Source organism: Streptococcus oralis (assembly GCF_026782285.1).
Lineage (GTDB): Bacteria > Bacillota > Bacilli > Lactobacillales > Streptococcaceae > Streptococcus > Streptococcus oralis_CG.
Window position 1 is genome coordinate 449,572 of record NZ_JAKUWG010000007.1, and the last position, 25,805, is coordinate 475,376.

The window sequence follows — 25,805 nt, forward strand, 5'->3', positions numbered from 1 at the left end:
AGAAATGTATGCTATACTCTATGTAGATCAAAAGAAAGAGGTTTATTATGAAAAAATGGAATGCAACTCAGTTGAAGTATCTGATGGCGGCAGTAATGGTTCTAGACCATATCCCTCATATCACAGGGATCGTTTCTCCTCTGTGGGAAGGTATTTTCCACGCCTTGACCCGTTGTGTGGGAGTTTGGTTTGCCTATATGGCTATGGAAGGATTTATCCATACTCGAAATTTGAAAAACTACCTTATCCGTCTCTGGAGTTGGGCGCTTATCATGTTTGCTGGAAATAGCCTTCTCAATACTCTGTTTGCCTCTAAGGGTGTAATGGTTACTAATAATATTTTCTTGACTTTGGCCATCGGTGTCACCATGCTTTGGGTTGGTTTTCCCAGCAAAGAGTTGGATAAAAAGGAGAAGTTGTGGCGTCGGATTGGGCTTGCTGTTCTCTTGATTTTCGGTTGTCTTTTTACTGAGGGTGGTATCACCATGCTACCATTTCTCTTGATTAGTTACTCTTGTCGAAATCGCAAGGGCTTGCGAAATCTCCTATATGCCTTTCTGTGGGCCTTCTTGTTAGTGACTTCCATCCAAATTTACGACACATGGTACCAAACCTTGGAGATGATGCTTTATAATTCTGACTGGCTCTTTGTCACCGTATTTCCTTTTATGGCCTTGTATAATGGACAGCGAGGAAAGGAAACCAGCTGGAGTAAATATTTCTTTTATATTTTCTACCCAGCTCATTTATGGATTATAACCCTGATTGCTTATTTGGTTAAGTAGATTCATTTTCATTAGCTCCTTCTTACTTAAAATGTGAGAGGAGTTTTTCTGTATCTGAAATTCCTAATAAAACATGTTATAATAGTTTTAGAAAGGAAGAGGTTTATGGCGAGTATACTTGTAATTGAAGATAATAATGAAATCCAGGAAATCTTGAGAACCCTTCTTGCAGAGGAACACGAAGTGATCCAAGCATTTTCTGGAACAGAAGGTATAATGCAATTTGAAAAAGGTGGCATTGATCTCGTCTTGCTAGATATCATGCTCCCTGGGAAAAATGGCGACCAAGTCTTGCAAACCATTCGACTGACTAGTCAGACTCCAGTTATCATGCTCACTGCTTTAGGTGATAAAAAGCTCATCAGCCAATACCTCTTAGATGGCGCCAATGACTATATAGTCAAACCTTTTGATTTGGACGAAGTATTTGCCAGAGTCACTGTGCAATTACGCCAAAGTGGTGAACATAAGTCAGAAGATCGAAGAGAAATTGATAACCTCGTACAAAACTTTAAAAATATCCAGTTCGATGCGGATAGTTTTGAAATAAGCAGCGCAACTGAAACCATTCGCCTCGCAAAGAAAGAGTGCCAGATTCTCCAAATGTTGCTCCATCATCCTAAAAAGATCTTCACCAAAGAAGAACTCTATGAATTGATTTGGGAAGAAAGTTACCTGCCTGGAGACAATACGCTCAACACACATCTAAGCAATCTCCGTAAAAAACTGCACCAACTGGATCCAAATCACGAATACATCGAAACCATTTGGGGAGTTGGTGTCCGATTAAAAGGAGACAAATAATGAATTATATTTTGATATCAATATTGCTCCTTACTAACATTATTTTAGCGATTTCTTTGATTCGCTATCATATAGCAATTAGAGATTTAAGCAGACAAATGGAAGAAAAGATTCGCTCTGGTAGCATGAAGAGGATCGGGGTAAATTTCTTTTCAAAGACCATTTTGCGTCTACATAACCAAATTGAGAATCTATTTCAAGAAGTGGAGCAAAACCAGCTAATCATGAAGCGTGAAAAACGCACCCTAGATATGGCAATCAGTAACATTGCTCATGATATTCGGACACCTTTGACAATCGCTTCAGGATATACCCAGCAACTAATAAAACATCCCGATAATAGTTCAGAAACCTTAAATAAAATAGCCCATCATCAGGATTTGGTTTCCAAACGTTTGGAGGCTCTCCTTGAATACCGTCATTTGATGGAAGGAGCAGTCAAACCGAAACTGGAAGAGCTTGATTTATCAACTTTTATAACGAAAAAGACTTTAGCCTATTACGATGTTTTTCAAACTTCACATATTGTTCTTGATTTTAACGTTGAACCTGGATTGAAAACGACGACTGATGAGGACTTGCTTGATCGAATTATACAAAACCTCCTTGGAAATGTTCTCAAGCACGGCAAGGAGAAGGCTCGACTTTCTTTGAAAAAGGAAGAAAAGGGGCTTGTTTTGGAAATTGATAATCTAGTCAAAAAATCTATCAAGAATATAGACAATCTCAGCAATCGTTTTTATTCTGAAAATATGTCGGATACAGAAGAATCCTCTGGTTTAGGTCTCTATATTACTGAGGAATTAGTTCATCTTCTTGGAGCGGATATGAAGCTAGTTGCTGATGGAGAATGGTTTTCAGTCTTTATTTATTTTTAACAGAAGAAATCTCCTCTATATCCTAGAGGAGGTTCTTTTTATAAACTTTTCTTCTTGAAAACAGTCAGTCCACTGAGAGAGAAGAAAAGTATGATAGCGATGCAAACCGTTATGGTATAGAGAACTGATTGACTATCAGCAGTCATGGCATAGGCAAAATTTAAGCTCAGATATCGTAAAATTGCGATATTTGGAAAGATAAGCATTGGCATAGAAAAGATGATAGAGGTAACTAGATAGCCGATAAATACGGCAAGGTAGGAGTGAGTCACATAGAGAATAAAGGAAACAATCGAAAGCCAAGCGAGGAGGCAGAGAAGTTGAAGGAAAATCGTTAAGAGGAGGTTTGTAATAAAACCATCAGGCATCGTACCAAGTCCGTTTAGTAGAGTTGAGGGAACAAAAGAAATCACAAGGCTGGCGATGAGCTGCAAGAGAGCGATACTTGCTAGTACAAAGGATTTAGCGAAGAAAAACTCTGTACGAGAAACGCCAACAGTCAAACTATTTTTATAGAGCTTGCCGATTAGATCAACTCCGAGAACGAGACATGCTAGAACAATACAGAGAAAAACGAGGTTTGAACCATTGCTAGACGTGTTGATAAGAGCTTGAACGCCGTCCCAACCATGGGTTGGAGTCTCTGGTGGTGTTGTATTTACTGACATTAAATGTCCTGTAGCCCCGATAGTGGCACCCATTAGCAAGAGAACAAAGAGAATGAATTCTGTAATCCAGAATCCTTTGGAGCGGAAAAGACGGTAAAAATCTGCTTGAATGGTATGTATCATGATTTTTCTCCTATTCTACCAATTGTGTGAAGTATTCTTCTAGGTTTTGACGGGCAAAGTAAATCTCATCAATAGCAACATCGGACAAAGTTAGTTGCTTGAGAATCTGTTTGACATCTTGTTCATTACCAAAGATATGGATTTCATTTTCAGGATTGACAACCTTAAACTGGAGTTGGATTTGTTCTTTCAATACCTGACAAGCTCTTTCTTTATCGCTTGTTTTAAGAACAATATAATCCTCACTCAGTGTTTCAAACTCGGCTTTACTGATTTCACGGATAATCTTACCTTGATCCAGAATACCAAAGCGATTAGCTAAGAGATAGAGTTCTGACAAGATATGGCTAGAGATGAGGATAGTTATGCCTTTTTCTTGATTGAGTCGCTGAATCATCAGACGAAATTCTTTGATTCCAATCGGATCGAGACCGTTAATGGGTTCATCAAGAATAAGGAAGTCAGGTTTGGATAGGAGGGCAATGGCGATGCCAAGTCTTTGTTTCATTCCTAGTGAGAAATCACGAAAGACTTTTTTCCCTGTATCTGACAAGCCAACATAGTCCAAGGTCTCATGAATCACCTTATCAGCATTTGGGATATGACGAATCATACAATAATATTTCAGATTTTGATAAGCTGTTAAATGATTATGGGCTACAGGTGATTCGATAACAGAACCAACTCGAGATAAAGCCTTGGTCCACTCATTTTGTCCTTGACTAGAAAAGAGGGAAACTGTACCTTTGTCCGCAAACAATAATTGTGTAATGATTTTAATAAGAGTAGTTTTACCTGCTCCATTTTTTCCAATTAGACCATAAATATCTCCCTCTTTTATGATTAGACTAAGATCTTGAAGAATAGCTTGTTTACCAAATTGTTTGGTCAGTCCATGAATTTCGAGTACTGTTTTCATGATTTTCTCCTTTTGATTTATTTTTCTAACTTTAGTATAAGCTATAGAAATCAAAGAAAGTTCAAGTAATTCTAAAGAGTTTCTAAAGTTTTATGATTCTAAAAAACAAAACCCAGTTGATATGAACTGGGCCTCTCAATTATAAAATATACTTCTCAATGGCACGCGCAACGCCGTCTTCTTCATTACTGGCTGTAACGTCATTAGCAAGGGATTTGACATGATTGCTGGCATTTCCCATAGCAATGCCAAGTCCTGCAAACTGAAGCATTTCGATATCGTTATTGGCATCGCCCATGGCCATAATTTCTGAGGACTCGATCTTCAAAATCGCAGCTAGTCGAGAAAGAGCAGTAGCCTTTGTCGTTCCAAGTGGCATGGCTTCATAAATGACAGGCTGCGAACGAACGCCGCTAAATCGTTGACAGAGTTCCTCAGCAAACCGCTGCTCAAAATCGTCTGTTTGCTCTTTTGTTCCCAAAAACATGCCTTGGAACATACGATACTTACCACTAGTTGCTTCCTCAAGGGAAATTTCAGTCAGGTCTGAAAAGACTAGTTTGGCATCATTTTGAACGATTTCATTAGGCTTACCACCGAGAACAAAATAATGTTTCTCATCAAAAAGAGTCAACTGGACGTCGCTTTTTTCTGCTAAGTCATAGAGGTATTCAATGTCAGCTGGACTAAGTTCTTGCCAGTCAACTAGACCCCAGTCACTGGTCTGGTGAGTTGAACAACCATTATTGACAATGACGTACTCATTCTGGAGGTCCAGTCCTAGTTTTTTATAGTAGGGAAGAACACCGAAAAGCGGGCGACCTGTACAGAGAACCAGTTTGACACCTTTTTCAATGGCTTGGTGAATAGCAGTGATGTGGGCTTGCGGGATTTCCTTGGCTTCGTTAAGGAGGGTTCCGTCCATATCCAAGGCTAGTAGTTTAATCATAAGACTTCCTTTTCTAGGTGTTTTGCTTTTATTATAGCATATAGACTATGAAATGTCTGACAGAATAGTAACATTTGACTTTCCTTTTCTTGAAAAACAAAATAAATTCTTATATAATATGTATACTTAATATTTAAGGAGAAATAATGACAAAGTATCAATTTAATTCAATTTACAAAAATGATGAAACAGAGTCTACAGGTCTTCTGTTCATCAAAGTCTACAACAAGTGGGAAAGCAACTTAAAAAGAGTCTTGAAATTAGTTGGTCTCACTTTGCCTCAATTTATCGTTTTAACCTCGCTCTTGTTTTTGAGCAATAGAGAGGAATATGTAACGCAAGTTGATATCGCTCGGTTCACCGGTATGGATGTCATGACGGTTTCCCAGATTGTTAGGCTACTGGAGAAGAAAGACTACATTAGACGCGATCAACACCCAAAGGATAGTCGGGCAAAACTTGTCTCAGTGACGAAGTCTGGCGCGGAGAAGGTCAATCAAGCTTTACCTTTAGTAGAAGGGGTTGATGAAGAATTTTTTGATAAACTTTCTGAAGATAGAGAAGTTTTTAATCGCTTTTTAGTAGAGTTGGAGGATAAAAATGCCTAGATATTGGGTCGGAGTTGTTTCGAAGAACCATGTTTTAAGAGGAGTTGAAGGGAATTTCTGTCAGGTCTGTCATGGAAAGGGGGGGCCTTTAAACCGTATGAAAAAAGGTGACTATCTTTTATACTATAGTCCCAAATACGATATGAACAGTCAAGATAAGTTACAGGCTTTTGTGGCCGTAGGTAAAATTACAGATGACAAAGCCTATCAAGTAGAGCAGTTTGAAGGATTCTTTCCCTTTAGACGAAATGTCGAGTATTATCAACCAGTCAAAGATTGCTCCATAGAAATAGCCAGACAACATCCTGAATGGAAAGACTATACTTCTCGACTTCGTTATGGACATTTTGAAGTTTCCAAAGACTTTTTCCTCTATATCTTTCAGCATATGAAAGTGGATGATGAAGGATGATTGATTTGCAAATTAAATGATTGTCAACTAGAATTTTGGATTTGGACTGTGAAGCGAACTTTGCTATAATAGAGTAAGAAACTTTGATAAACCAAACGAGGCTGAGATGAAATTATTTTATACTGATATTCGGACTTCTTTGACAGAAATTCTGACTAGAGAAGCGGAAGAGCTGGTTGCTGTGGGCAAGCGTGTCTTCTACATTGCCCCCAACTCTCTTTCTTTTGAAAAGGAACGCGCCGTGCTGGAATGCTTGTCCCAGCAGGCTTCTTTTGCGATTACCGTTACGCGTTTCGCTCAGATGGCTCGTTACCTGGTTTTAAATGATTTGCCAGCTAAGACGAGTCTAGATGACATCGGGCTTGGGATGGCTTTTTATAAATGTCTTGCAGAACTAAATCCCAAGGACTTACGTGTTTATGGTACGATTAAGCAGGATCCTCAATTTATCCAGCAGTTGGTTGAACTTTATCATGAGATGACGACTGCTCAAATGAGCTTTTTGGACTTGGAAAGTTTGACAGATGAGGACAAGCGGGCAGACTTACTCTTGATTTTTGAGAAAGTGACTGCCTATCTTAATCAAGGTCAGTTGTCTCAGGGAAGTCAGTTGTCCCATTTGATTGAGGCTATTGAGAATGACAAGGTAAGTAGTGATTTCAGTCAACTTGCTTTAGTCATTGACGGATTTACCCGTTTTTCTGCCGAGGAAGAGCGTGTAGTGGATCTACTCCATCGAAAAGGTGCCGAGATTGTTATTGGGGCCTATGCAAGCAAGAAAGCCTATACTAGTCCGTTCACTGAAGGGAATCTCTATCAAGCCAGTGTGGAATTTCTTCATCATTTGGGTGCAAAATACCAAACGCCTGCTCAGGATCGTTCTCAGACTCATGAGAAGATGGATAGCTTTGACAAGGCCTCTCGTTTGCTGGAGTCTTCTTATGATTTTTCAGAACTCACTTTAGATGTCGATGAGAAGGATCGTGAAAATCTGCAAATTTGGTCTTGTTTGACACAAAAGGAAGAGTTGGAGTTGGTGGCTCGCGCTATTCGTCAGAAATTACATGACCATCCAGAACTGAGTTACAAGCATTTTCGTATTCTCTTGGGTGATGTGGCTTCTTACCAGCTATCACTGAAAACTATTTTTGACCAGTACCAGATTCCATTCTATCTTGGTAGAAGTGAATCCATGGCTCACCATCCCTTAACCCAGTATGTCGAATCTATTTTGCGTTTGAAACGTTACCGTTTCCGTCAGGAAGATTTGATTAATCTCCTCCGAACTGGTCTGTATACTGACCTTAGCCAAGCGGATATTGATGCTTTTGAGCAATATATCCGCTATCTTGGCATCAATGGATTGCCAGCTTTTCAGCAGACCTTCACAAAATCCCACCACGGAAAATTTGATTTAGAGCGTTTAAATTCTCTTCGTCTGCGCGTTTTGGCGCCACTTGAAACCTTATTTGCCAGTCGGAAGCAAAAGACTGAAAATCTCTTGCAAAAGTGGAATACTTTTCTAAAAAATGCTGCTTTAAGTAAGCAGATGCAAGACTTAACAGTTACTATGGAAACCCTAGATCAAGAAAGACAAGCTGAAGTTTGGAAAGCTTTCTGCCATGTTTTAGAACAATTTGCGACGGTTTTTGCTGGTTCGCAAGTTAGCCTGGAGGACTTTCTATCCTTGCTCCATTCTGGGATGAGTTTGTCTCAGTATCGCACCATTCCAGCGACAGTGGACACCGTTCTGGTGCAGAGTTACGATCTGATTGCCCCTCTGACAGCTGACTTTGTCTATGCCATCGGGCTGACTCAGGATCATTTACCAAAAATTGCGCAAAACACCAGTCTGTTAACAGACGAAGAAAGACAAAGCCTAAACCAAGCGACTGGAGAGGGAGCGCAATTACTGATTTCAAGTAGCGAAAATCTCAAGAAAAATCGCTATACCATGCTTTCTTTAGTCAATGCTGCTCGTAAGCAGTTGGTGTTATCCGCTCCAAGTCTCCTCAATGAAAATGAGAGCAAGGAATCGGCTTATCTTCAGGAACTGGTGAGTTTTGGATTTAGCCGGATAGAGAAGAAGATTCATCACAAAGGTCTGTCTAAGGATGATATGGGGTCATATCACAGTCTCTTGTCTAGTTTGGTTGCCTACCATCAGCATGGCGAGACAAGTAATACTGAGCAAGACTTAACTTTTGTCAAGGTTCTGGCGCGTGTCATGGGGAAAAAACTAGATCAAAAAGGTCTTACAAATCCAGCACTCCCAACTAGTCCAAGTAGCAAGCCATTAGCTAAAGAGACCTTGCAGGCTCTCTATCCCGCTGACAAGGAGTTTTACCTGTCTACGTCTGGTTTGACGGAGTTTTACCGCAATGAATACAGTTATTTCCTCCGTTATGTCTTAGGTTTGCAGGAAGAATTGCGCCTGCGTCCAGATGCTCGTAGTCATGGGAATTTCTTGCATCGTATTTTTGAACGTGCCTTGAAACTCCCTGCTGAAAATCCATTTGACCAGCGTTTGGAACAAGCCATTAAGGAAACCAGCCAAGAACGCGAATTTGAAGCTATTTATCAAGAAAGTTTGGAAGCCCAATTTACCAAGGAAGTTTTACTTGATGTGGCTCGGACTACTGGCCACATCCTTCGTCATAATCCAGCCATTGAAACCATTCAAGAGGAAGCAACATTTGGCGGCAAAGATCAGGCCTTTATTCAATTGGATAATGGTCGGAGTGTCCATGTGCGAGGCAAGGTTGACCGTATTGACCGCCTGAAAGCTGATGGAGCGATAGGAGTGGTAGACTACAAGTCTAGTCTGACCCAGTTCCAGTTTCCTCATTTCTTCAATGGACTTAATTCCCAGTTGCCTACCTATCTTGCTGCCCTTAAAAAGGAAGGGGAACAGAACTTTTTCGGAGCCATGTACTTGGAAATGGCTGAGCCTGTCCAATCTTTATTAGCTGTTAAGAGTTTGGCTGGAGCAGTAGCTGAAGCCAGCAAGTCAATGAAATACCAGGGGCTCTTTTTAGAAAAAGAAAGCAGTCATTTGGGCGAATTTTACAACAAAAACAAGGCCAACCAGTTGACAGATGAGGAGTTCCAGCTCTTACTAGACTATAATGCCCATCTTTACAAGAAGGCAGCTGAGAAGATTTTAGAAGGGCAGTTCGCCATTAATCCCTATACCGAAAATGGCAGAAGTATTGCCCCGTACGTTCAGCAACATCAAGCCATCACAGGATTTGAAGCCAATTACCACTTGGGACAAGCTCGTTTCCTAGAGAAGTTGGACTTAGCTGATGGCAAGCGTCTGGTCGGAGAAAAGCTCAAGCAAGCTTGGTTTGAAAAAATGAGAGAGGAGTTGAATCGATGAAGCCCATTTCCTTTTTAACTGAGGAAGAGATTCAAAAACTGCAAGAAGCAGAAGCGAATTCGAGCAAGGAACAGAAGAAAACTGCCGAGCAAATCGAAGCTATTTATACGGCAGGGCAAAATATCCTTGTTTCAGCGTCTGCTGGTTCAGGGAAAACCTTTGTCATGGCCGAGCGTATTCTGGATCAATTAACTCGTGGTGTAGAAATCAGTCAACTCTTTATCTCGACCTTTACCGTCAAGGCTGCTACAGAACTAAAAGAACGCTTGGAGAAAAAAATCAGCCAACAAATCCAAGAAACCGATGATGTCGATCTCAAACAACACTTGGGACGTCAATTGGCAGATCTACCAAACGCTGCTATCGGAACCATGGACTCTTTCACGCAAAAATTCCTTGGCAAGCATGGTTATCTGATTGATATCGCACCGAACTTCCGTATTTTGCAAAATGAAAGTGAACAGTTAATCCTCAAAAATGAAGTTTTTCATCAGGTGTTTGAAGAGCATTACCAAGGTGAAAATAAAGAGAAATTTGGTCATTTGGTGAAGAACTTTGCTGGACGTGGCAAGGATGAACGAGGTCTGCGCCAACAGGTGTACAAAATCTATGATTTTCTTCAATCCACCAGTAGCCCCCAAAAATGGCTGAACGAGTCTTTCCTCAAAGGGTTTAAAAAAGCTGACTTTGCAAATGAAAAAGACAAACAAACTGAGCAAATCAAACAGGCGCTTTGGAATTTGGAAAGTTTCTTCCGTTATCATCTGGATAACGATGCCAAGGAGTTTCCAAAAGCTGCCTATTTAGAAGCTGTTCAACAGGTTCTGGATGAAATTGGCTCCTTAAATCAAGAGTCCGATAGTCAGGCTTATCAAGCAGTGCTTGCGCGTATTGTCGTCATCTCTAAGGAGAAAAATGGTCGAGCTCTGGCTAATTCCAGTCGTAAGTCCGAATTGAAGCCACTGGCTGATGCCTACAACGAAGAAAGAAAGGCCCAGTTTGCTAAACTAGGACAACTGGTGGATCAGATAACGATTCTCGACTACCAAGAACATTATCATGTAGATACTTGGGAGCTAGCTAAAACCTTCCAAACCTTTCTGAGTGATTTTGTGGAGGCTTATCGAGAACGTAAACGTCAGGAAAACGCCTTTGAATTCGCTGATATCAGTCATTTCACCATTGAGATTTTAGAGAATTTCCCACAAGTCCGCGAGGCTTATCAGGAACGGTTCCACGAAGTCATGGTCGATGAGTATCAGGATACCAACCATATTCAAGAACGGATGCTGGAATTGCTGTCGAATGGTCACAATCGCTTTATGGTTGGAGATATCAAGCAGTCCATCTATCGTTTCCGTCAGGCAGACCCGCAGATTTTCAATGAAAAATTCCAACGCTATGCGCAAAATCCTAAAGAAGGAAAGCTGATTTTGCTCAAGGAAAATTTCCGTAGTAGTTCAGAAGTGCTGTCAGCTACCAATGATGTTTTTGGGCGCCTTATGGACCAAGATGTCGGCGAAATCAACTATGACAGCATGCACCAGCTTGTTTTTGCCAATACCAAACTAACTCCTAATCCATGCAACAAGGCAGAATTTCTCCTCTACGATAAGGACGACAGCGGGCAAGAGGAGGAAGAGAGCCAAACAGATACGAAACTAACTGGTGAAATGCGCCTAGTCATCAAGGAAATCCTGAAGCTTCATCAGGAAAAAGGCGTTACCTTTAAAAAAATAGCCCTTTTGACTTCCAGTCGCAGTCGAAATGACCAGATTCTCCTCGCCCTGTCTGAGTATGGGATTCCTGTCAAAACCGACGGTGAGCAAAACAATTATCTCCAATCCTTAGAAGTACAAGTCATGCTAGACACTCTTCGTGTCATCCACAATCCCTTGCAAGATTATGCCTTAGTTGCACTTATGAAGTCTCCTATGTTTAGTTTCGATGAGGACGAATTGGCACGCTTGTCCCTTCAGAAAGCAGAAGATAAGGCCCAAGAAAATCTCTATGAGAAACTGGTCAATGCTCAAAAACTCGCAACAAGTCAGAAAAACTTGATTCATAAATCTCTAGCAGAAAAATTAAATCAGTTCATGGATATTTTAGATTCTTGGCGCTTGTATGCCAAAACGCACTCTCTCTATGATTTGATTTGGAAGATTTATAATGACCGTTTTTATTATGACTATGTTGGAGCTTTGCCAAACGGACCTGCTAGACAAGCTAATCTTTATGCCCTAGCTCTGCGCGCTGACCAGTTTGAAAAGAGTAATTTCAAGGGCTTGTCGCGTTTTATACGTATGATTGACCAAGTCCTAGAAGCCCAGCACGATCTCGCAAGCGTAGCCGTCGCACCGCCTAAAGATGCCGTGGAACTCATGACCATTCACAAGAGCAAAGGTTTGGAGTTTCCTTATGTCTTTATCCTCAATATGGATCAGGACTTCAACAAGCAAGACTCGATGTCAGACGTCATTCTCAGCCGTCAAAATGGGCTTGGTGTCAAATACATTGCCAAGGTGGAAACAGGAGCAGTGGAAGCACACTATCCTAAAACCATCAAACTCTCCATTCCTAGCCTAACTTATACGCAGAATGAGAAAGAACTGCAACTGGCTAGCTATTCAGAGCAGATGCGTCTACTGTATGTTGCCATGACGAGAGCAGAGAAAAAGCTATATCTTGTCGGCAAGGGGTCTCGTGAAAAGCTGGAAGCAAAGGAATACCTGGCAGCTGAGAGCGGAAAATTAGGTAGCAATACCAGACTGCAAGCAAGAAATTTCCAAGATTGGATCTGGGCTATCAGTAAAGTATTTGCCAAGGACAATCTCAACTTTAGCTATCGCTTTGTTGGTGAAGACCAACTGACCAGAGAAGCCATCGGTCAATTGGAAAACAAGAGCCCTCTACAAGATAGTTCTCAAGCAGACAACCGCCAGTCTGAAACGATTAAAGAAGCTCTTGAAATGCTGAAAGAGGTGGAAGTCTATAATATTCTTCACCTCGCAGCCATTGAACTTCCTAGTGTCCAGACTCCAAGCCAAATCAAGAAATTCTACGAACCCGTTATGGATATGGAGGGTGTTCAAATTGCTAACCAAACCAAATCACCAGAGAAGAAAATCAGCTTTGATTTACCTAATTTTTCAAGTAAAGAAAAGGTAACTGGAGCTGAGATTGGTAGTGCTACTCATGAACTTATGCAGAGAATTGACCTTAGTCAGCAACCAACCCTTGCTAGTCTAACAGAAACACTCAAACAAGTTCAGACTAGCCCAGCTGTTAGAGACAAGATCAATCTTTCTAAAATTCTAGCATTCTTTGACACACCACTTGGTCAGGAGATTCTCGCTAATACCAGCCATCTTTATCGCGAGCAACCTTTTTCTATGCTCAAGCGAGACCAAAAAAGTCAGGAAGACTTCGTTGTTCGTGGGATTTTGGACGGCTATCTGCTTTATGAGGATCGTATCGTTCTTTTCGACTATAAGACAGACCGTTACGATCAACCAAGTCAACTTATAGACCGCTATCGTGGTCAGTTAGCCCTCTATGAAGAAGCCTTATCTCGTGCCTATTCGATTGAAAATATTGAAAAATACCTAATTTTACTCGGTAAAGACGAGGTTCAAGTTGTAAAAATATAATCTAGAAAGGAGACCTCATGACACTTCCAGTTAGAAAATCCCTGCACGATGCGGTTTTACAGGCTTCAAAAGCCGATACTTGGGATCAAGCTACCAAGGAATGGAATGAAGTTTCCTTGATTTTTAATGGCATTGGCCGTAGTAATTGTATCTGTGGAAATGCGATTAAGTACGCTTACGAACTCTTTAACGGAGTTACAGACCAACGCCTCTTTCCAATCGGTAGTGATTGTGTTCGCCATTTTCATCGTATTAGCCTCGACCAGCAACTCGAAGAGGAAGAAAAATTGCTCAGAAAAGTTGGAAATTTAACCAAAAAGGCTCAAAATAAAGGAAAAATCAAGGTCAATAAAAACGACTTTGACGAACGACTTCTAAAATGGTTTTGGGAGAAAGGTGTTTTCAAAGCCAATCGTGGCAATCAATTTGCGCCTGAGAAAGACTATCAGCTCTTCCTAGAAGTCTTTCAAGGCGGAAGTTGGACCAAGGCAGATCCAAAGAAGAAGGCTCGTATGGAAGAAGTGCTGGAAAAGTGTATCAAACCCTTTTTACTTGGTAAGACCGATGAACAACTCTACCTTGTCAAACTTGGCAAGGAGAAATTTGACTACGAGCAGCATTTACGGGTTCAAGCAGAGAAAGAACGCAAGAAAAGAGATAAAATCGCCAAGCAATACGCTGACAACCTTATTCTTGCTATGGGACCTGCAGAACGAGCCTATCAAGATTACTTCGGCTTTACAGAAACCTTGACCCAAGAAGAACGAAAATGGGAAAAAATCCTCTTTGGTAAGAATAGAGACGAACGGGCTATCAAGGCTAAACAAAACCAGAAAGAGCTGGAAAAGGAACAGCGAATTGCAAATCAAGATCCTATTGAACGAAAGCAGAAGCAGACTTGGCTTCTTAATTCTTATTTTCGTGGTTTGCCTGATGAAAAAGCTAGATTTTCTCGGCTCCTATTAGAATATCGAAAAAGTGGAGAAGTAGCCTTTTCAGATGATTACTTATCTGAGCATCTCATAGACTTTTTCTACAAGATGAAAGTCTTTGAGTTTGAAATTACACCAGAACGAGTCCGAGATTTTCTAAAAGAATGCCTTCAGGCAGAACATCTATCATCAGCACAAGAAAGCTGGATTAGAGGGATTTTGACAAACTGCCTTCACCCATTTTTAGATAGGTTACTCATATAGAAAAAATCCTACCTTGTCTATGCATGGTAGGATTTATGTATCTCCGAAGATGTACTGGTAAAGTTGGACTACTTTCTGAAAACACTGCGTGTCCATTCTTGTTATTTTTTGAGCATTACGCATCCGAAAATCAAAAGTATACAGTTGAAATGGATTGACAGCGCCATCTACCTTATCCGACGAGACAGGTACGAGCAAGCCTTTTTCTGCCAAACGATGTTGGCCATGGGTGATAGGACAGACAGCCACAAAACCAGTTTGTAAGGCATATTCTCTCCTAGAAACTACCAAAGCAGGTCGCCTTTTCTGAATTTCTCGACCGACTGATGGATCAAAGTCCAGCCAAATGATATCCTGCTTTTCAGGAATATAGTCAGATTTCGCTATCAAGTGACCTTACCCCTTCAAAATCGTTTGTCATTCTTAAATCAGTAATCCCATCAAAAGGATCTTTCAGTTTTGGAGCTAAGACAATGACTCCATCAATTCCTTTGTAGACGACCATTTCTTGACCTTCTGTCATACCTAAATTTTTAGGAATAGTCACAGTGAGAGAGTTTCCCACTTTCCGAGTCTTTACTGTATTCATCGCTCCACCTCCACGAAACCGTATATACAAAGTATATACCTAACAGCAAAAAAAGTCAAGCAAATGTTTAATTACATAAATTAAGTTATGTTCTATAGTGTGATTTTATTTTAGTCAAAGCCTGTGCAAAAGCACCTAATTTATGATAGAATAGATGGTGAGAAAGAAAACGTTTTATTACGTTTTTTTAGTCGGAAGGGGAAAATATTATGGCTACTATTCAATGGTTTCCGGGCCACATGTCTAAGGCTCGGCGACAGGTTCAGGAGAATTTAAAATTTGTTGATTTTGTTACGATTTTGGTGGATGCTCGCTTACCTCTATCTAGTCAAAATCCTATGTTAAATAAAATTGTTGGTGACAAACCAAAACTTCTGATTTTAAACAAGGCAGACCTAGCTGATCCAGCAATGACAAAAGAATGGCGTCAGTACTTTGAATCACAGGGAATTCAAACACTGGCTATCAATTCCAAAGAGCAAGTTACTGTAAAAGTTGTGACAGATGCAGCTAAAAAGCTCATGGCTGATAAGATTGCACGCCAGAAAGAACGCGGTATCAAAATTGAAACCTTGCGGACCATGATTATCGGAATTCCAAATGCCGGCAAGTCAACTCTCATGAACCGTTTGGCTGGGAAAAAGATTGCAGTTGTCGGCAATAAACCAGGTGTTACCAAGGGGCAACAATGGCTCAAAACCAATAAAGACCTTGAAATCCTAGACACACCAGGGATTCTTTGGCCTAAGTTCGAAGATGAAACCGTCGCTCTAAAACTAGCCTTGACTGGAGCTATCAAAGACCAGTTGCTTCCTATGGATGAGGTGACCATTTTTGGTCTCAATTATTTCAAAAAATATTATCCAGAAAAGCTAGCTGAACGCTTCAAACAAATGAAGATAGAAGAAGAAGCGCCTGTTATCATCATGGATATGACCCGTGCCCTTGGATTCCGAGATGACTACGACCGCTTTTACAGTCTCTTCGTCAAGGAAGTCCGCGATGGCAAACTCGGTAACTACACTTTAGATACATTGGACGATATCGATGACGACGATTAAAGAAATCAAAGAACTTCTTGCTCGGGTTAATGACTTAGACAATCCCCTTTTTCTTGAACTGGAAAAGGATCCTCGTTCTGGAGTTCAAAAGGAAATCAGCAAGCGTAAAAAAGCCATTCAGGCTGAACTGGATGAAGACCTTCGCCTGGAAACTATGCTTTCCTATGAAAAAGAACTTTATAAGCAAGAATTGACCTTAATAGCAGGTGTTGACGAGGTTGGTCGTGGTCCACTGGCTGGACCTGTAGTCGCTGCAGCTGTTATCTTGCCTAAAAATTGTAAGATTAAAGGCCTCAACGATAGCAAGAAGATTCCTAAAAAGAAACATCTGGAGATTTATCAAGCCGTTCAAGATCAAGCTTTATCAATCGGGATTGGTATCATGGATAATCAAGTCATCGACCAAGTCAATATCTATGAAGCAACCAAACTAGCCATGAAAGAAGCAATCTCCCAGCTCAGTCCCCAACCCGAGCACCTCTTGATAGATGCCATGAAACTGGAGTTACCAATTTCACAAACCTCCATTATCAAAGGAGATGCCAACTCTCTCTCAATCGCAGCAGCATCCATAGTTGCTAAAGTAACACGGGATAATCTAATGAAGGATTATGACAACCAATTTCCTGGATATGATTTCGCTGCCAATGCTGGTTATGGAACTGCTAAACACTTAGAAGGTCTCGAAAAACTAGGAGTTACTCCTATTCATCGAACCAGTTTTGAACCGATAAAATCACTGGTCGTAGCAAATAAAGAAAGTTAAGTTGGAGGAAATGATTATGGAGGAACAGTCAGAAATACTTCGGTCCAAGAAAGAATTTGCCTTTGCCTCAAGCACCATATTATCCCAAGTTGGACGAGGAATCATTGTTGGTCTCGTCGTCGGGCTAATCGTCGGATCCTTTCGTTTCTTAATCGAAAAGGGCTTCCATCTGATACAAGGACTCTATCAAGAACCAGCGCACCTAGTGCGCAATCTTTTTTTCATTGGTCTATTTTATGTAATAGTTTGCTGGCTCAGTGCGAAACTAACTCGGTCAGAAAAAGATATCAAGGGTTCAGGAATTCCTCAAGTCGAAGCCGAACTAAAAGGACTCATGACTCTTAACTGGTGGAGTGTTCTCTGGAAAAAATATATTCTAGGGATTCTTGCTATTGCCAGTGGCCTTATGCTGGGACGAGAAGGGCCAAGTATTCAACTTGGAGCAGTTGGTGGTAAAGGCATTGCCAAGTGGCTAAAATCCAGTCCAGTTGAAGAACGCTCCCTGATTGCCAGTGGTGCTGCAGCAGGATTAGCAGCTGCCTTTAATGCACCGATTGCTGGGTTGCTCTTTGTTGTCGAAGAAGTCTATCACCATTTTTCTCGCTTTTTCTGGGTCTCAACTCTAGCAGCCAGCATCGTAGCAAACTTTGTCTCACTACTCATATTTGGCCTAACACCCGTACTGGATATGCCAGACAACATTCCTCTCATGACTCTAGACCAGTATTGGATTTACCTAGTTATGGGAGTTTTTCTCGGGCTCTCTGGTTTTCTCTATGAGAAAGCTGTCCTCAATGTTGGTCGAGTTTATGATTGGCTTGGTCAAAAAATCCATTTGGATAGAGCTTATTATCCAATCTTGGCTTTTATCCTTATCATACCAGTCGGCATCTTCTTACCACAAATTCTCGGTGGTGGAAATCAGGTCGTTCTTTCCCTAACTGAGCAAGATTTTAGTTTTCAGGTTTTATTAGCTTACTTTTTGATTCGCTTTGTTTGGAGCATGATTAGCTATGGAAGTGGCCTCCCAGGAGGAATCTTCCTACCCATTCTGGCGCTCGGTTCCTTACTTGGTGCCCTAGTTGGTGTCATTTGTGTCAACCTTGGGCTTGTCAGTCAGGAGCAATTCCCTATATTTGTCATTCTGGGAATGAGTGGCTACTTTGGGGCAATTTCCAAGGCACCCTTAACTGCCATGATCCTCGTAACTGAGATGGTTGGGGATATTCGCAACCTCATGCCACTGGGCTTAGTGACCTTAGTCACCTACATCGTCATGGATCTGCTCAAGGGAGCACCAGTCTATGAGGCCATGCTAGAAAAAATGCTGCCAGAAGAAGCGACAGACGAAGGAGAAGTCACCCTCATTGAAATCCCTGTATCAGATAAGATTGCTGGAAAACAGGTTCACGAGCTCAACTTGCCACATAACGTACTCATCACCACCCAAGTCCATAATGGCAAAAGCCAAACAGTTAACGGCTCAACTAGAATGTATCTGGGTGATATGATTCACCTAGTGATTCCAAAAAGTGAAATTGGAAAAGTCAAAGATTTGTTGTTGTAAGTTTTTTTACATAATTTATTTTACGTAAAATATTGTTGAAAGGATTCTCAATGAAAAGAAATAAGGCAATTGCAGTATATTTGCTAGGCACATTTAGCCAAATAGTATCAGTTTGTCTCCTTTTCTTTCTCTTGAATCATTTTTCTGTTCAGTCCAATCTATTAACTATTTTAGGAATCATTTTAGGTGGCATTTCTTCAGCACTTTGGGGAATCATTGTTGCAAATCACTATTTTCATATTCCTTTTAAGAAGATCGTTAACGATTTTTTTAACATTCATACCAGTTACAAACATTATTTATTATCTTTTTTCCTTATTGTCCTTGATTTTTCTTTTCTAATGTTTGGTGGGCAAATAGTAGAATTTAGCTGGTATCTCCCATTTTTGATGTTCTTCAAATTTATTGTCTTTGGCGGTATAGAAGAGATTGGATGGCGATATGTTTTTCAACCAATTTTACAAGAAAAGTTGCCATATTTTTACTCAACAATCCTAACCTTTTTCAGCTGGGCGATTTGGTATCTGTTGTTCTTTTACATTGATGGTTCCCTAGCAACTCTGCAAATTCTACCGTTTTTATTTGGATTGCTGACGAATTCTTTCATACTCTCAGCTCTTTATATCAAAACAAAGAATCTCTGTATTTGCGTTATGACACATTCGATCATTAACGTCTTGTCTCAGCTAACCATAGATATTGATCGATACGAAACCTACCTAATCAAAATTTTCGTCATCTTGGTATCCTGCTATATGGTAATACATAAAAAAGATGTGCATAGTCGGTAGCTGATTTTGTTGGAAACAGTATTATTCTTTGGAAAAGTTATTTGCTAAGGAGGACATACATCATAATGAAAATACTCGATGTTTTATATAATTTTTATGGTGATTTTGATTTCATTGAAGAAAAATACAATGAAAAATACGAAGGTATTCTTATCAATATAAAGGAAGAGCAAGGGTATAAAAGATGCCGCTTGGCAAAAAGAACACCAAAAAAAGAAGGATATTTTACAGTTTTTTGGAAAAAAGACCAAAACAACAAGAACATTCCTTATACCAATGAGGACTTAGGAAATGAACTTATAATCGTTATCATTGATAATGATAAGAGGGGACTATTCATTATTCCAAACGAGGTGGCTATTCGTAAAAACATTTTGTCGACAAAAGATAGCAATGGAAAAATGTCTATGCGATTTTATCCTCCTTGGTGCTCAAATTTAAATACAACAGCTCGAGCAACACAAAAATGGCAATTGCAATATTTTAGAGAAATTGAAATATAAACATATTGCCGGATTACATACACACAAAAGACCTGTTTCTTATGATTGTAGAACCAGGTCTTTGTTTTTTCTAGAATCCATCAAACACTTACAACGTCTTTCCGAAAAACTATAATTTTCTTGAAAAATAAATATGTCTATGCTATACTACTAGTAGACTTAATTATGGAGAAAATACATGAAACGTGAGATTTTACTAGAACGAATCGACAAACTAAAACAAATCATGCCCTGGTATGTTCTGGAATACTACCAATCTAAGCTTGCTGTCCCCTATAGCTTTACAACCTTGTACGAATACCTCAAGGAATATGACCGATTTTTCAGCTGGGTTTTAGAGTCTGGGATTTCAAATGCTGATAAAATGGCTGATATTCCTTTATCGGTCTTGGAAAACATGTCAAAGAAAGATATGGAATCCTTTATCCTATATCTAAGAGAACGACCTTTGCTGAATGCCAATACAACCAAACAAGGCGTTTCTCAGACGACCATCAATCGAACCTTATCAGCACTTTCCAGTCTTTACAAGTATTTAACCGAGGAAGTTGAAAACGACCAAGGAGAGCCCTATTTCTATCGTAATGTAATGAAGAAAGTTTCAACCAAGAAAAAGAAAGAAACCCTTGCTGCCAGAGCTGAAAACATCAAGCAAAAGCTCTTTCTAGGCGATGAAACAGAAGGTTTTCTGACTTATATCGACCAAGAGTATCCACAACAACTCTCAAATCGCGCTCTCTCGTCATTCAATAAAAATAAAGAACGTGATTTGGCCATTATCGCCCTTCTCCTAGCATCCGGTGTCCGCTTATCTGAAGCTGTTAATCTGGATCTAAGAGACCTTAATCTCAAAATGATGGTTATAGATGTCATTAGAAAAGGTGGCAAACGTGACTCGGTCAATGTCGCTGCCTTTGCCAAGCCTTATCTAGAGAATTATCTAGCCATTCGAAATCAACGCTATAAGACGGAAAAGACGGATACAGCACTCTTTCTGACCTTATATCGTGGTGTTCCCAATCGTATCGATGCTTCCAGCGTTGAGAAAATGGTTGCTAAGTACTCTGAGGACTTCAAAGTGCGTGTAACTCCCCACAAACTGCGCCATACCCTGGCGACTAGGCTCTATGATGCTACTAAATCGCAAGTTTTGGTCAGCCATCAGCTAGGACACGCTAGTACACAAGTCACTGACCTCTATACCCATATCGTCAATGATGAACAAAAGAATGCTTTGGATAGTTTGTAAAATACATAAAATTAATTATGTAAATTAAAGATTACTTAAAAACGAAAGACCAATTCCTATTATCTTTCGTTTTTTGTTTATTTAAGCTCAATCCAGTAGTTACGATGGGGCTCGATTATTACTGGATTACCCCAAAAGGCTTTCAGATAAGCTAAATTTGCGTGGCTTACTGGTCTTTTTGCATCATTATATTGCTCAGCACTCTCTTTAGTTAGAAAGCATTTTACTGCTTCATAAGAAGTTCCATCAGCTGATTCTCTTTCGATTCCCATATACGAAATTTCGTCACCTTTTTTAAGACTGTCAGTCAACAGTTTACCAATAAAATACACTGTCTTATCCTTCATCAGTTCATAAGCTTTACCATTTTCCAGTCGGTTATTTGCTGCAGCGTACATAATACAAAAACTATCAACAATGTCTTTCAAAGGCATTAAGTCCTCTTTCTTTACTTTGATTTCATCGGAAAGAAGACCGCCAATTATAAGATTTTGGAAATAGGCTTGCTGGATTACATTATCTAAAGCCATTCCTAAAGGTATTTGAACAGCTTGGTATCCTAAAGGCTGCAGCTCTTTATTTTTCTTATCATAATGTTCTTGTGTGATACTTATATTTAAACTTTCTGTTTGGGAAATTTCTTCATTTCTATAAAAAGCAACAACATTGCGGTCTAACTGTTCAAATAGATTAAGGCTTTCTACTGGAATTTCTAACATTAATGAATAACTCCTTTTCATTTTTCATCTCTATTATAATCTAATCAGCATGATTATTAAGTTTAACCCTAATAAAAAAATCCATCATAAATGGATTCTTTTTCCTTACCCCACTACCGCTTCAGCGATTTCTTCGCGGCTGATACCAGCAAAGTAGCGTGTAATGTCAATAGTTTCTAGGGCTTTAAGGACGTCTTCGCGTTCGTATTTCACACCACGAAGGACATCTTCTACAGCTGCAACGTCCTCGATACCAAAGAAGTCTCCATAAATCTTGATATCTTGGATTTTTGATTCAATGACGTTAGCGAAGACTTCAACCTTACCACTAGTGAATTTTGTTCCACGACGGACGTTAAATTCTGGTGATTTACCGTAGTTCCAGTCCCAAGTTCCAAACTTAGTATCTTTGATGCGATTGATTTCGGTCAATTCTTGGTCAGAAAAAACGTATTCAGTCATCTCTGGGTACTCTTTTTTCATGTATTCCAATAGCAAATCACGGAATTCTTCAACTGTGATTTTTTCAGGTAATTCATTGACAATATTGGTTACACGGGCACGAACGGATTTCACACCTTTTGATTCAAATTTGTCTTTTGAAACCTTGAGGGCATTAGCAAGGACTGACAAATCAACGTCAAAGAGCAAGCAACCGTGATGCATGATACGTCCATTGATATAGGCTTGGGCATTTCCACAGAATTTCTTGCCATCAATCTCTAGGTCATTACGGCCTGTGAACTCAGCTTTAACGCCTAGTTGAGCTAAGGTATTGATAACTGGAGTTGAGAAGCTCTTGAAGTCAAAGGCCTTGTTTTCATCTTCTTTTGAAATGATGGTGTAGTTGAGGTTGTTTAAATCGTGATAAACAGCTCCACCACCACTGATACGGCGGACTACCTCAATACCATTTTCGCGAACATAATCACGGTTGATTTCTTCAATAGTATTCTGGTGACGACCAACAATGATAGAAGGTTTGTTAATCCAAAGAAGGAAGATCTGATCCTCATCCAAAAGATGTTTAAAGGCATATTCTTCCAAGGCAATATTAAAGGCAGTGTCGTTTGAATGATTGATAATGTATTTCATGATATCCCTTTATACGATAGAGACTGGAAAATATCTTTCCAGTCTAATCTATCTTCGTTTTATTTTTTCTTAGGTGAATGGATTGCCATTCCTAGAACATCAGCAAATGCTTCGTACATCACTTCAGAGTAGGTTGGGTGTCCGTGGATAGTCTTCAGCATTTCTTCAACAGTGATTTCCATTTCGATGATGCTTGACGCTTCGTTAATCAATTCTGCAGCTGCAGGACCAATGATGTGAACACCAAGGATTTCTCCGTATTTCTTATCTGCAATGACTTTTACGAAGCCTTGAGCAGCATCCGATGCAATAGCACGTCCGTTGGCAGCAAAGTTGAATTTACCGATGGCTACATCGTATTTCTCACGTGCTTGTTCTTCAGTCAAACCTACTGCTGCTACTTCAGGAAGAGTGTAGATGGCTGCAGGAGTCAAGTTCAATTTGGCAACAGCATGATTTCCTTTAAGGGCATTTTCAGCAGCAACTTCACCCATGCGGAAGGCCGCGTGCGCCAACATTTTAGTACCGTTGATGTCACCTGGTGCGTAGATACCTGGAACAGAAGTTTCCATGTATTCGTTGACCTTGATGCGTCCACGATCCAATTCAAACTCAACATCGCCAATTCCTTCAAGATCTGGCACACGGCCAATTGAAAGAAGAGCTTTGCTTGCGATGATATCATCTTTTCCTTCAACCTTGATACGAAGTTGACCATTTTCCTCGATGATTTCTTGGAGTTTTGTACCTGTCAAGATAGTCATGCCTTTGCGTTCCAAAATCAAGCGAAGATTCTTAGAAACTTCCGCATCCATAGCTGGAACGATACGGTCCATCATTTCGATAACAGTCACTTTTGAACCAAATGTCATGAATGCCTGACCAAGTTCGATACCGACAACGCCACCACCGATGATAACGAGGCTTTCTGGAACTTCGTTCATTTCAAGAATGTCATCACTTGTCATCACGAGTGATGATTCCATACCAGGGACGTTGATCTTGCTGACTTTTGAACCACCAGCAAGGATAATTTTCTTAGTTTCAAGCAACTCTGAACCATTAACCAAGACATTCTTATCTTTAGTAATGGTACCAACACCCTTATGAACAGTAACTCCGTAACTACGAAGAAGACCCGCAACACCACCTACCAAGGTATTGACAACTTTAGATTTAGTTTCTAAAAGTTTGTCCATATCAACAGTGAAGTTTGGATTTTCGATGACGATACCACGGTTTGCTGCATGACCGATGTTTTCGATGATTTCAGCGTTGTGAAGGTAGGTCTTGGTTGGGATACAGCCACGGTTCAAGCAGGTTCCACCGAGTTCAGATTTCTCAACAAGGGCAACCTTACCACCAAGTTGGGCTGCTTTAATAGCCGCTACATATCCAGCAGGACCCCCACCAATCACAACGATATCAAAGGCATCATCGCTCTTGCCGTCTTCGTTTGAGGCACTAACTGCAGGCGCCGGGCTAGCTTCTGGCGCAGCTGCTCCAGCTGTTGGAATATTTTCCCCTTCTTCACCAAGGTAACCGATAACTTCCGTTACAGGGACAGTTTCGCCATCACCCTTGAGAATGGCAATCAGGTAGCCATCTTCTTCGGCTTCCAATTCCATGCTGACTTTGTCAGTCATGATTTCCAAAAGGATTTCTCCTTCTTTTACAAATTCACCGACTTTTTTATTCCATTGGACGATTTGTCCTTCTGTCATATCCACGCCGGCTTTTGGCATAATTACTTCTAAGGCCATGTCTTACTTCCTTTATCTATATCTTTAAAAATAAATACTGTATTTTTTAAACCAACATTGAGATCGGATTCTCAATCAGGGCTTTCAAGTCTTTCATAAACTTAGCACCAGCCATACCATCTACGACACGGTGGTCAATGGTTAATCCCAGACTCATGATTGGTCGGATAACAATCTCACCATTGACAACAACTGGTTTCTCGATTGTCGAACTTACACCCAGAATGGCTGAGTTGGGTTGGTTGATGATCGGACCAAAGGACTGAACGCCAAACATTCCCAAGTTACTGATTGTGAATGTTGAATTTTGAAGTTCACTTGGAGCCAATTTACCATCCAAGGTACGACCAATGACATCTTTGAAGGCTACAACCAACTCTGAAAGGCTCATCTTTTCAGCATTATAAACAACAGGTGTCATCAATCCATTATCCATTCCAACTGCCATAGCAAGGTTGACATAATTATGAGTGATAATGGTCTTGCCGTCTTCTGTCAATGAAGCGTTGATGTAAGGATGTTTCATCAAAGTCTTAACAACAGCCAGTGAAAGAAGATCAGTAACCGTAATTTTCTTACCAGTTGCTTCCATAATCGGATCAAGAACCTTCTTGCGAAGCGCCAGCATTTCTGACATATCCACATCGTAGTTGAGCGTGAAGGTCGGCGCAGTTAAGTAGGATTCAACCATACGTTGGGCAATAACCTTACGCATTGGCGTCATCGGGATACGCTCAATCTCACCATAAGGAGTGATATTGTCTGGAACTTCTTCCACTTTTTCGATTTGAGCAGGAGACTTGATAGTATCGTTTTCAATATTTTCAGGAAGCAAGGCCAAAACGTCCTTCTTCATAATCTTGCCACGATGGCCAGTTCCTTGAATCTCTTGCCAAGCAATATTGTGTTCGAGGGCAATTCGTTTTGCAAGTGGCGAAATGCGAACCACGTTTGTGTCTTTATAAGTTTCCACGTCTTCTTTGTGGACACGACCGTTTGCACCTGAGCCAGAAACGTCGTAGAGGTTGATACCTAGATCATCCGCTAACTTTCTAGCCGCAGGAGTCGCTCTTAGCTTGTCATCAGCCATGACCTCTCCAATTCTAATTATGATACTAAGGGCGTAAAAAGCGACTGAAAAATAGGAAATCTACGCAGGCTTCGATAAAGCCAAGAAGATTTATCTTTTTTCCGAGCTTTTAGCCCGTGTTCGAATATAAGATATTAAGGACGAAGAGGGCAATGAAAAAATAGGAGATTGACGATGTGTTCGATGAACACAAGGAAATCTATCTTTTTTTCACAGACCTCCGTCCGAATTCAATTAC

General features: G+C 40.4%; 23 protein-coding genes. 14 read left to right on the plus strand and 9 right to left on the minus strand.

Translation table 11 applies throughout. The annotated features are described in order from the left end of the window. Positions 1-47: 47 nt before the first annotated feature. The 3 genes from MK403_RS07340 (at position 48) to MK403_RS07350 (ending at position 2,467) form a co-directional block, all read left to right on the plus strand. A complete protein-coding gene (locus MK403_RS07340; protein ID WP_268709426.1) occupies positions 48-785 on the plus strand; it encodes a TraX family protein in 738 nt (245 codons plus the stop codon). 105 nt (positions 786-890) lie between these two features. Next, complete coding sequence (locus tag MK403_RS07345) at positions 891-1,589, plus strand: response regulator transcription factor (protein WP_268709427.1); 699 nt, start codon at positions 891-893, stop codon at positions 1,587-1,589. Further along, positions 1,589-2,467 carry a sensor histidine kinase gene (locus MK403_RS07350; RefSeq protein ID WP_268709428.1) on the plus strand — a complete coding sequence of 293 codons (879 nt, stop codon included), beginning with the start codon at positions 1,589-1,591 and terminating at the stop codon, positions 2,465-2,467. The genes MK403_RS07345 and MK403_RS07350 overlap by 1 nt, the downstream gene beginning before the upstream one ends. Before the next feature lie 38 nt (positions 2,468-2,505). Here the strand turns inward: MK403_RS07350 and MK403_RS07355 are convergent, their stop codons facing one another. The 3 genes from MK403_RS07355 to MK403_RS07365 form a co-directional block, all read right to left on the minus strand. Beyond that, positions 2,506-3,258, minus strand: coding sequence for an ABC transporter permease (locus MK403_RS07355; RefSeq protein ID WP_268709429.1), 753 nt, complete (start codon positions 3,256-3,258; stop codon positions 2,506-2,508). Positions 3,259-3,268: 10 nt separating this feature from the next. Continuing rightward, positions 3,269-4,177, minus strand: a complete 909-nt coding sequence (locus tag MK403_RS07360) for an ABC transporter ATP-binding protein (protein WP_268709430.1) — start codon at positions 4,175-4,177, stop codon at positions 3,269-3,271. Between the two features lie 139 nt (positions 4,178-4,316). Continuing rightward, positions 4,317-5,126: a Cof-type HAD-IIB family hydrolase gene (locus MK403_RS07365; RefSeq protein WP_084976256.1), complete on the minus strand. Its 810-nt coding sequence runs from the start codon at positions 5,124-5,126 to the stop codon at positions 4,317-4,319. 146 nt (positions 5,127-5,272) lie between these two features. Between MK403_RS07365 and MK403_RS07370 the strand changes: the two genes are divergently transcribed. The 5 genes from MK403_RS07370 (at position 5,273) to MK403_RS07390 (ending at position 14,374) form a co-directional block, all read left to right on the plus strand. Further along, a complete protein-coding gene (locus MK403_RS07370) occupies positions 5,273-5,734 on the plus strand; it encodes a MarR family winged helix-turn-helix transcriptional regulator (protein ID WP_084976257.1) in 462 nt (153 codons plus the stop codon). Next, a complete protein-coding gene (locus MK403_RS07375) occupies positions 5,727-6,146 on the plus strand; it encodes an EVE domain-containing protein (protein ID WP_084976258.1) in 420 nt (139 codons plus the stop codon). The genes MK403_RS07370 and MK403_RS07375 overlap by 8 nt, the downstream gene beginning before the upstream one ends. 106 nt (positions 6,147-6,252) lie before the next feature. Further along, positions 6,253-9,528: an ATP-dependent nuclease subunit B gene (gene rexB / locus MK403_RS07380; protein WP_268709431.1), complete on the plus strand. Its 3,276-nt coding sequence runs from the start codon at positions 6,253-6,255 to the stop codon at positions 9,526-9,528. Next, entirely contained in the window at positions 9,525-13,178 is a 3,654-nt protein-coding gene (addA, locus tag MK403_RS07385) for a helicase-exonuclease AddAB subunit AddA (protein WP_268709432.1), read from the plus strand. Before rexB ends, addA begins: the two co-directional genes overlap by 4 nt. A gap of 17 nt (positions 13,179-13,195) precedes the next feature. After that, positions 13,196-14,374, plus strand: a complete 1,179-nt coding sequence (locus MK403_RS07390; protein ID WP_268709433.1) for a hypothetical protein — start codon at positions 13,196-13,198, stop codon at positions 14,372-14,374. A 33-nt stretch (positions 14,375-14,407) separates the two neighbouring features. Here MK403_RS07390 and MK403_RS07395 read toward each other — a convergent pair whose 3' ends face one another. Beyond that, entirely contained in the window at positions 14,408-14,764 is a 357-nt protein-coding gene (locus tag MK403_RS07395) for a type II toxin-antitoxin system PemK/MazF family toxin (RefSeq protein WP_061427366.1), read from the minus strand. Then, positions 14,748-14,963 (minus strand): type II toxin-antitoxin system PemI/MazE family antitoxin, encoded by a 216-nt coding sequence (gene mazE / locus MK403_RS07400; RefSeq protein WP_001098942.1) that lies wholly within the window; start codon positions 14,961-14,963, stop codon positions 14,748-14,750. Before mazE ends, MK403_RS07395 begins: the two co-directional genes overlap by 17 nt. Before the next feature lie 209 nt (positions 14,964-15,172). On the opposite strand from mazE, the gene ylqF reads away from it, so the two are divergent. From ylqF to xerS, 6 genes are all read left to right on the plus strand, one after another. Next, the gene (gene ylqF / locus MK403_RS07405; protein ID WP_268709434.1) at positions 15,173-16,024 is read left to right on the plus strand and encodes a ribosome biogenesis GTPase YlqF; all 852 of its coding nucleotides are present in this window, start codon (positions 15,173-15,175) and stop codon (positions 16,022-16,024) included. Beyond that, positions 16,011-16,790 carry a ribonuclease HII gene (locus tag MK403_RS07410; RefSeq protein WP_268709435.1) on the plus strand — a complete coding sequence of 260 codons (780 nt, stop codon included), beginning with the start codon at positions 16,011-16,013 and terminating at the stop codon, positions 16,788-16,790. Before ylqF ends, MK403_RS07410 begins: the two co-directional genes overlap by 14 nt. A 16-nt stretch (positions 16,791-16,806) precedes the next feature. Continuing rightward, positions 16,807-18,357 (plus strand): ClC family H(+)/Cl(-) exchange transporter, encoded by a 1,551-nt coding sequence (locus MK403_RS07415; protein WP_268709436.1) that lies wholly within the window; start codon positions 16,807-16,809, stop codon positions 18,355-18,357. A gap of 50 nt (positions 18,358-18,407) precedes the next feature. Next, complete coding sequence (locus tag MK403_RS07420; protein ID WP_268709437.1) at positions 18,408-19,148, plus strand: CPBP family intramembrane glutamic endopeptidase; 741 nt, start codon at positions 18,408-18,410, stop codon at positions 19,146-19,148. A gap of 65 nt (positions 19,149-19,213) precedes the next feature. Next, positions 19,214-19,651: a MepB family protein gene (locus MK403_RS07425; RefSeq protein WP_025170981.1), complete on the plus strand. Its 438-nt coding sequence runs from the start codon at positions 19,214-19,216 to the stop codon at positions 19,649-19,651. A gap of 178 nt (positions 19,652-19,829) precedes the next feature. Continuing rightward, the gene (xerS, locus tag MK403_RS07430; protein ID WP_125426221.1) at positions 19,830-20,900 is read left to right on the plus strand and encodes a tyrosine recombinase XerS; all 1,071 of its coding nucleotides are present in this window, start codon (positions 19,830-19,832) and stop codon (positions 20,898-20,900) included. A 77-nt stretch (positions 20,901-20,977) separates the two neighbouring features. Here the strand turns inward: xerS and MK403_RS07435 are convergent, their stop codons facing one another. The 4 genes from MK403_RS07435 to MK403_RS07450 form a co-directional block, all read right to left on the minus strand. Next, the gene (locus MK403_RS07435; protein ID WP_268709438.1) at positions 20,978-21,619 is read right to left on the minus strand and encodes a hypothetical protein; all 642 of its coding nucleotides are present in this window, start codon (positions 21,617-21,619) and stop codon (positions 20,978-20,980) included. A gap of 105 nt (positions 21,620-21,724) precedes the next feature. Continuing rightward, a complete protein-coding gene (locus tag MK403_RS07440) occupies positions 21,725-22,714 on the minus strand; it encodes a lipoate--protein ligase (protein ID WP_268709439.1) in 990 nt (329 codons plus the stop codon). Between the two features lie 59 nt (positions 22,715-22,773). Continuing rightward, complete coding sequence (gene lpdA, locus MK403_RS07445) at positions 22,774-24,477, minus strand: dihydrolipoyl dehydrogenase (protein ID WP_268709440.1); 1,704 nt, start codon at positions 24,475-24,477, stop codon at positions 22,774-22,776. 46 nt (positions 24,478-24,523) lie between these two features. After that, positions 24,524-25,567 (minus strand): dihydrolipoamide acetyltransferase, encoded by a 1,044-nt coding sequence (locus MK403_RS07450; RefSeq protein WP_268709441.1) that lies wholly within the window; start codon positions 25,565-25,567, stop codon positions 24,524-24,526. Positions 25,568-25,805: the final 238 nt, after the last annotated feature.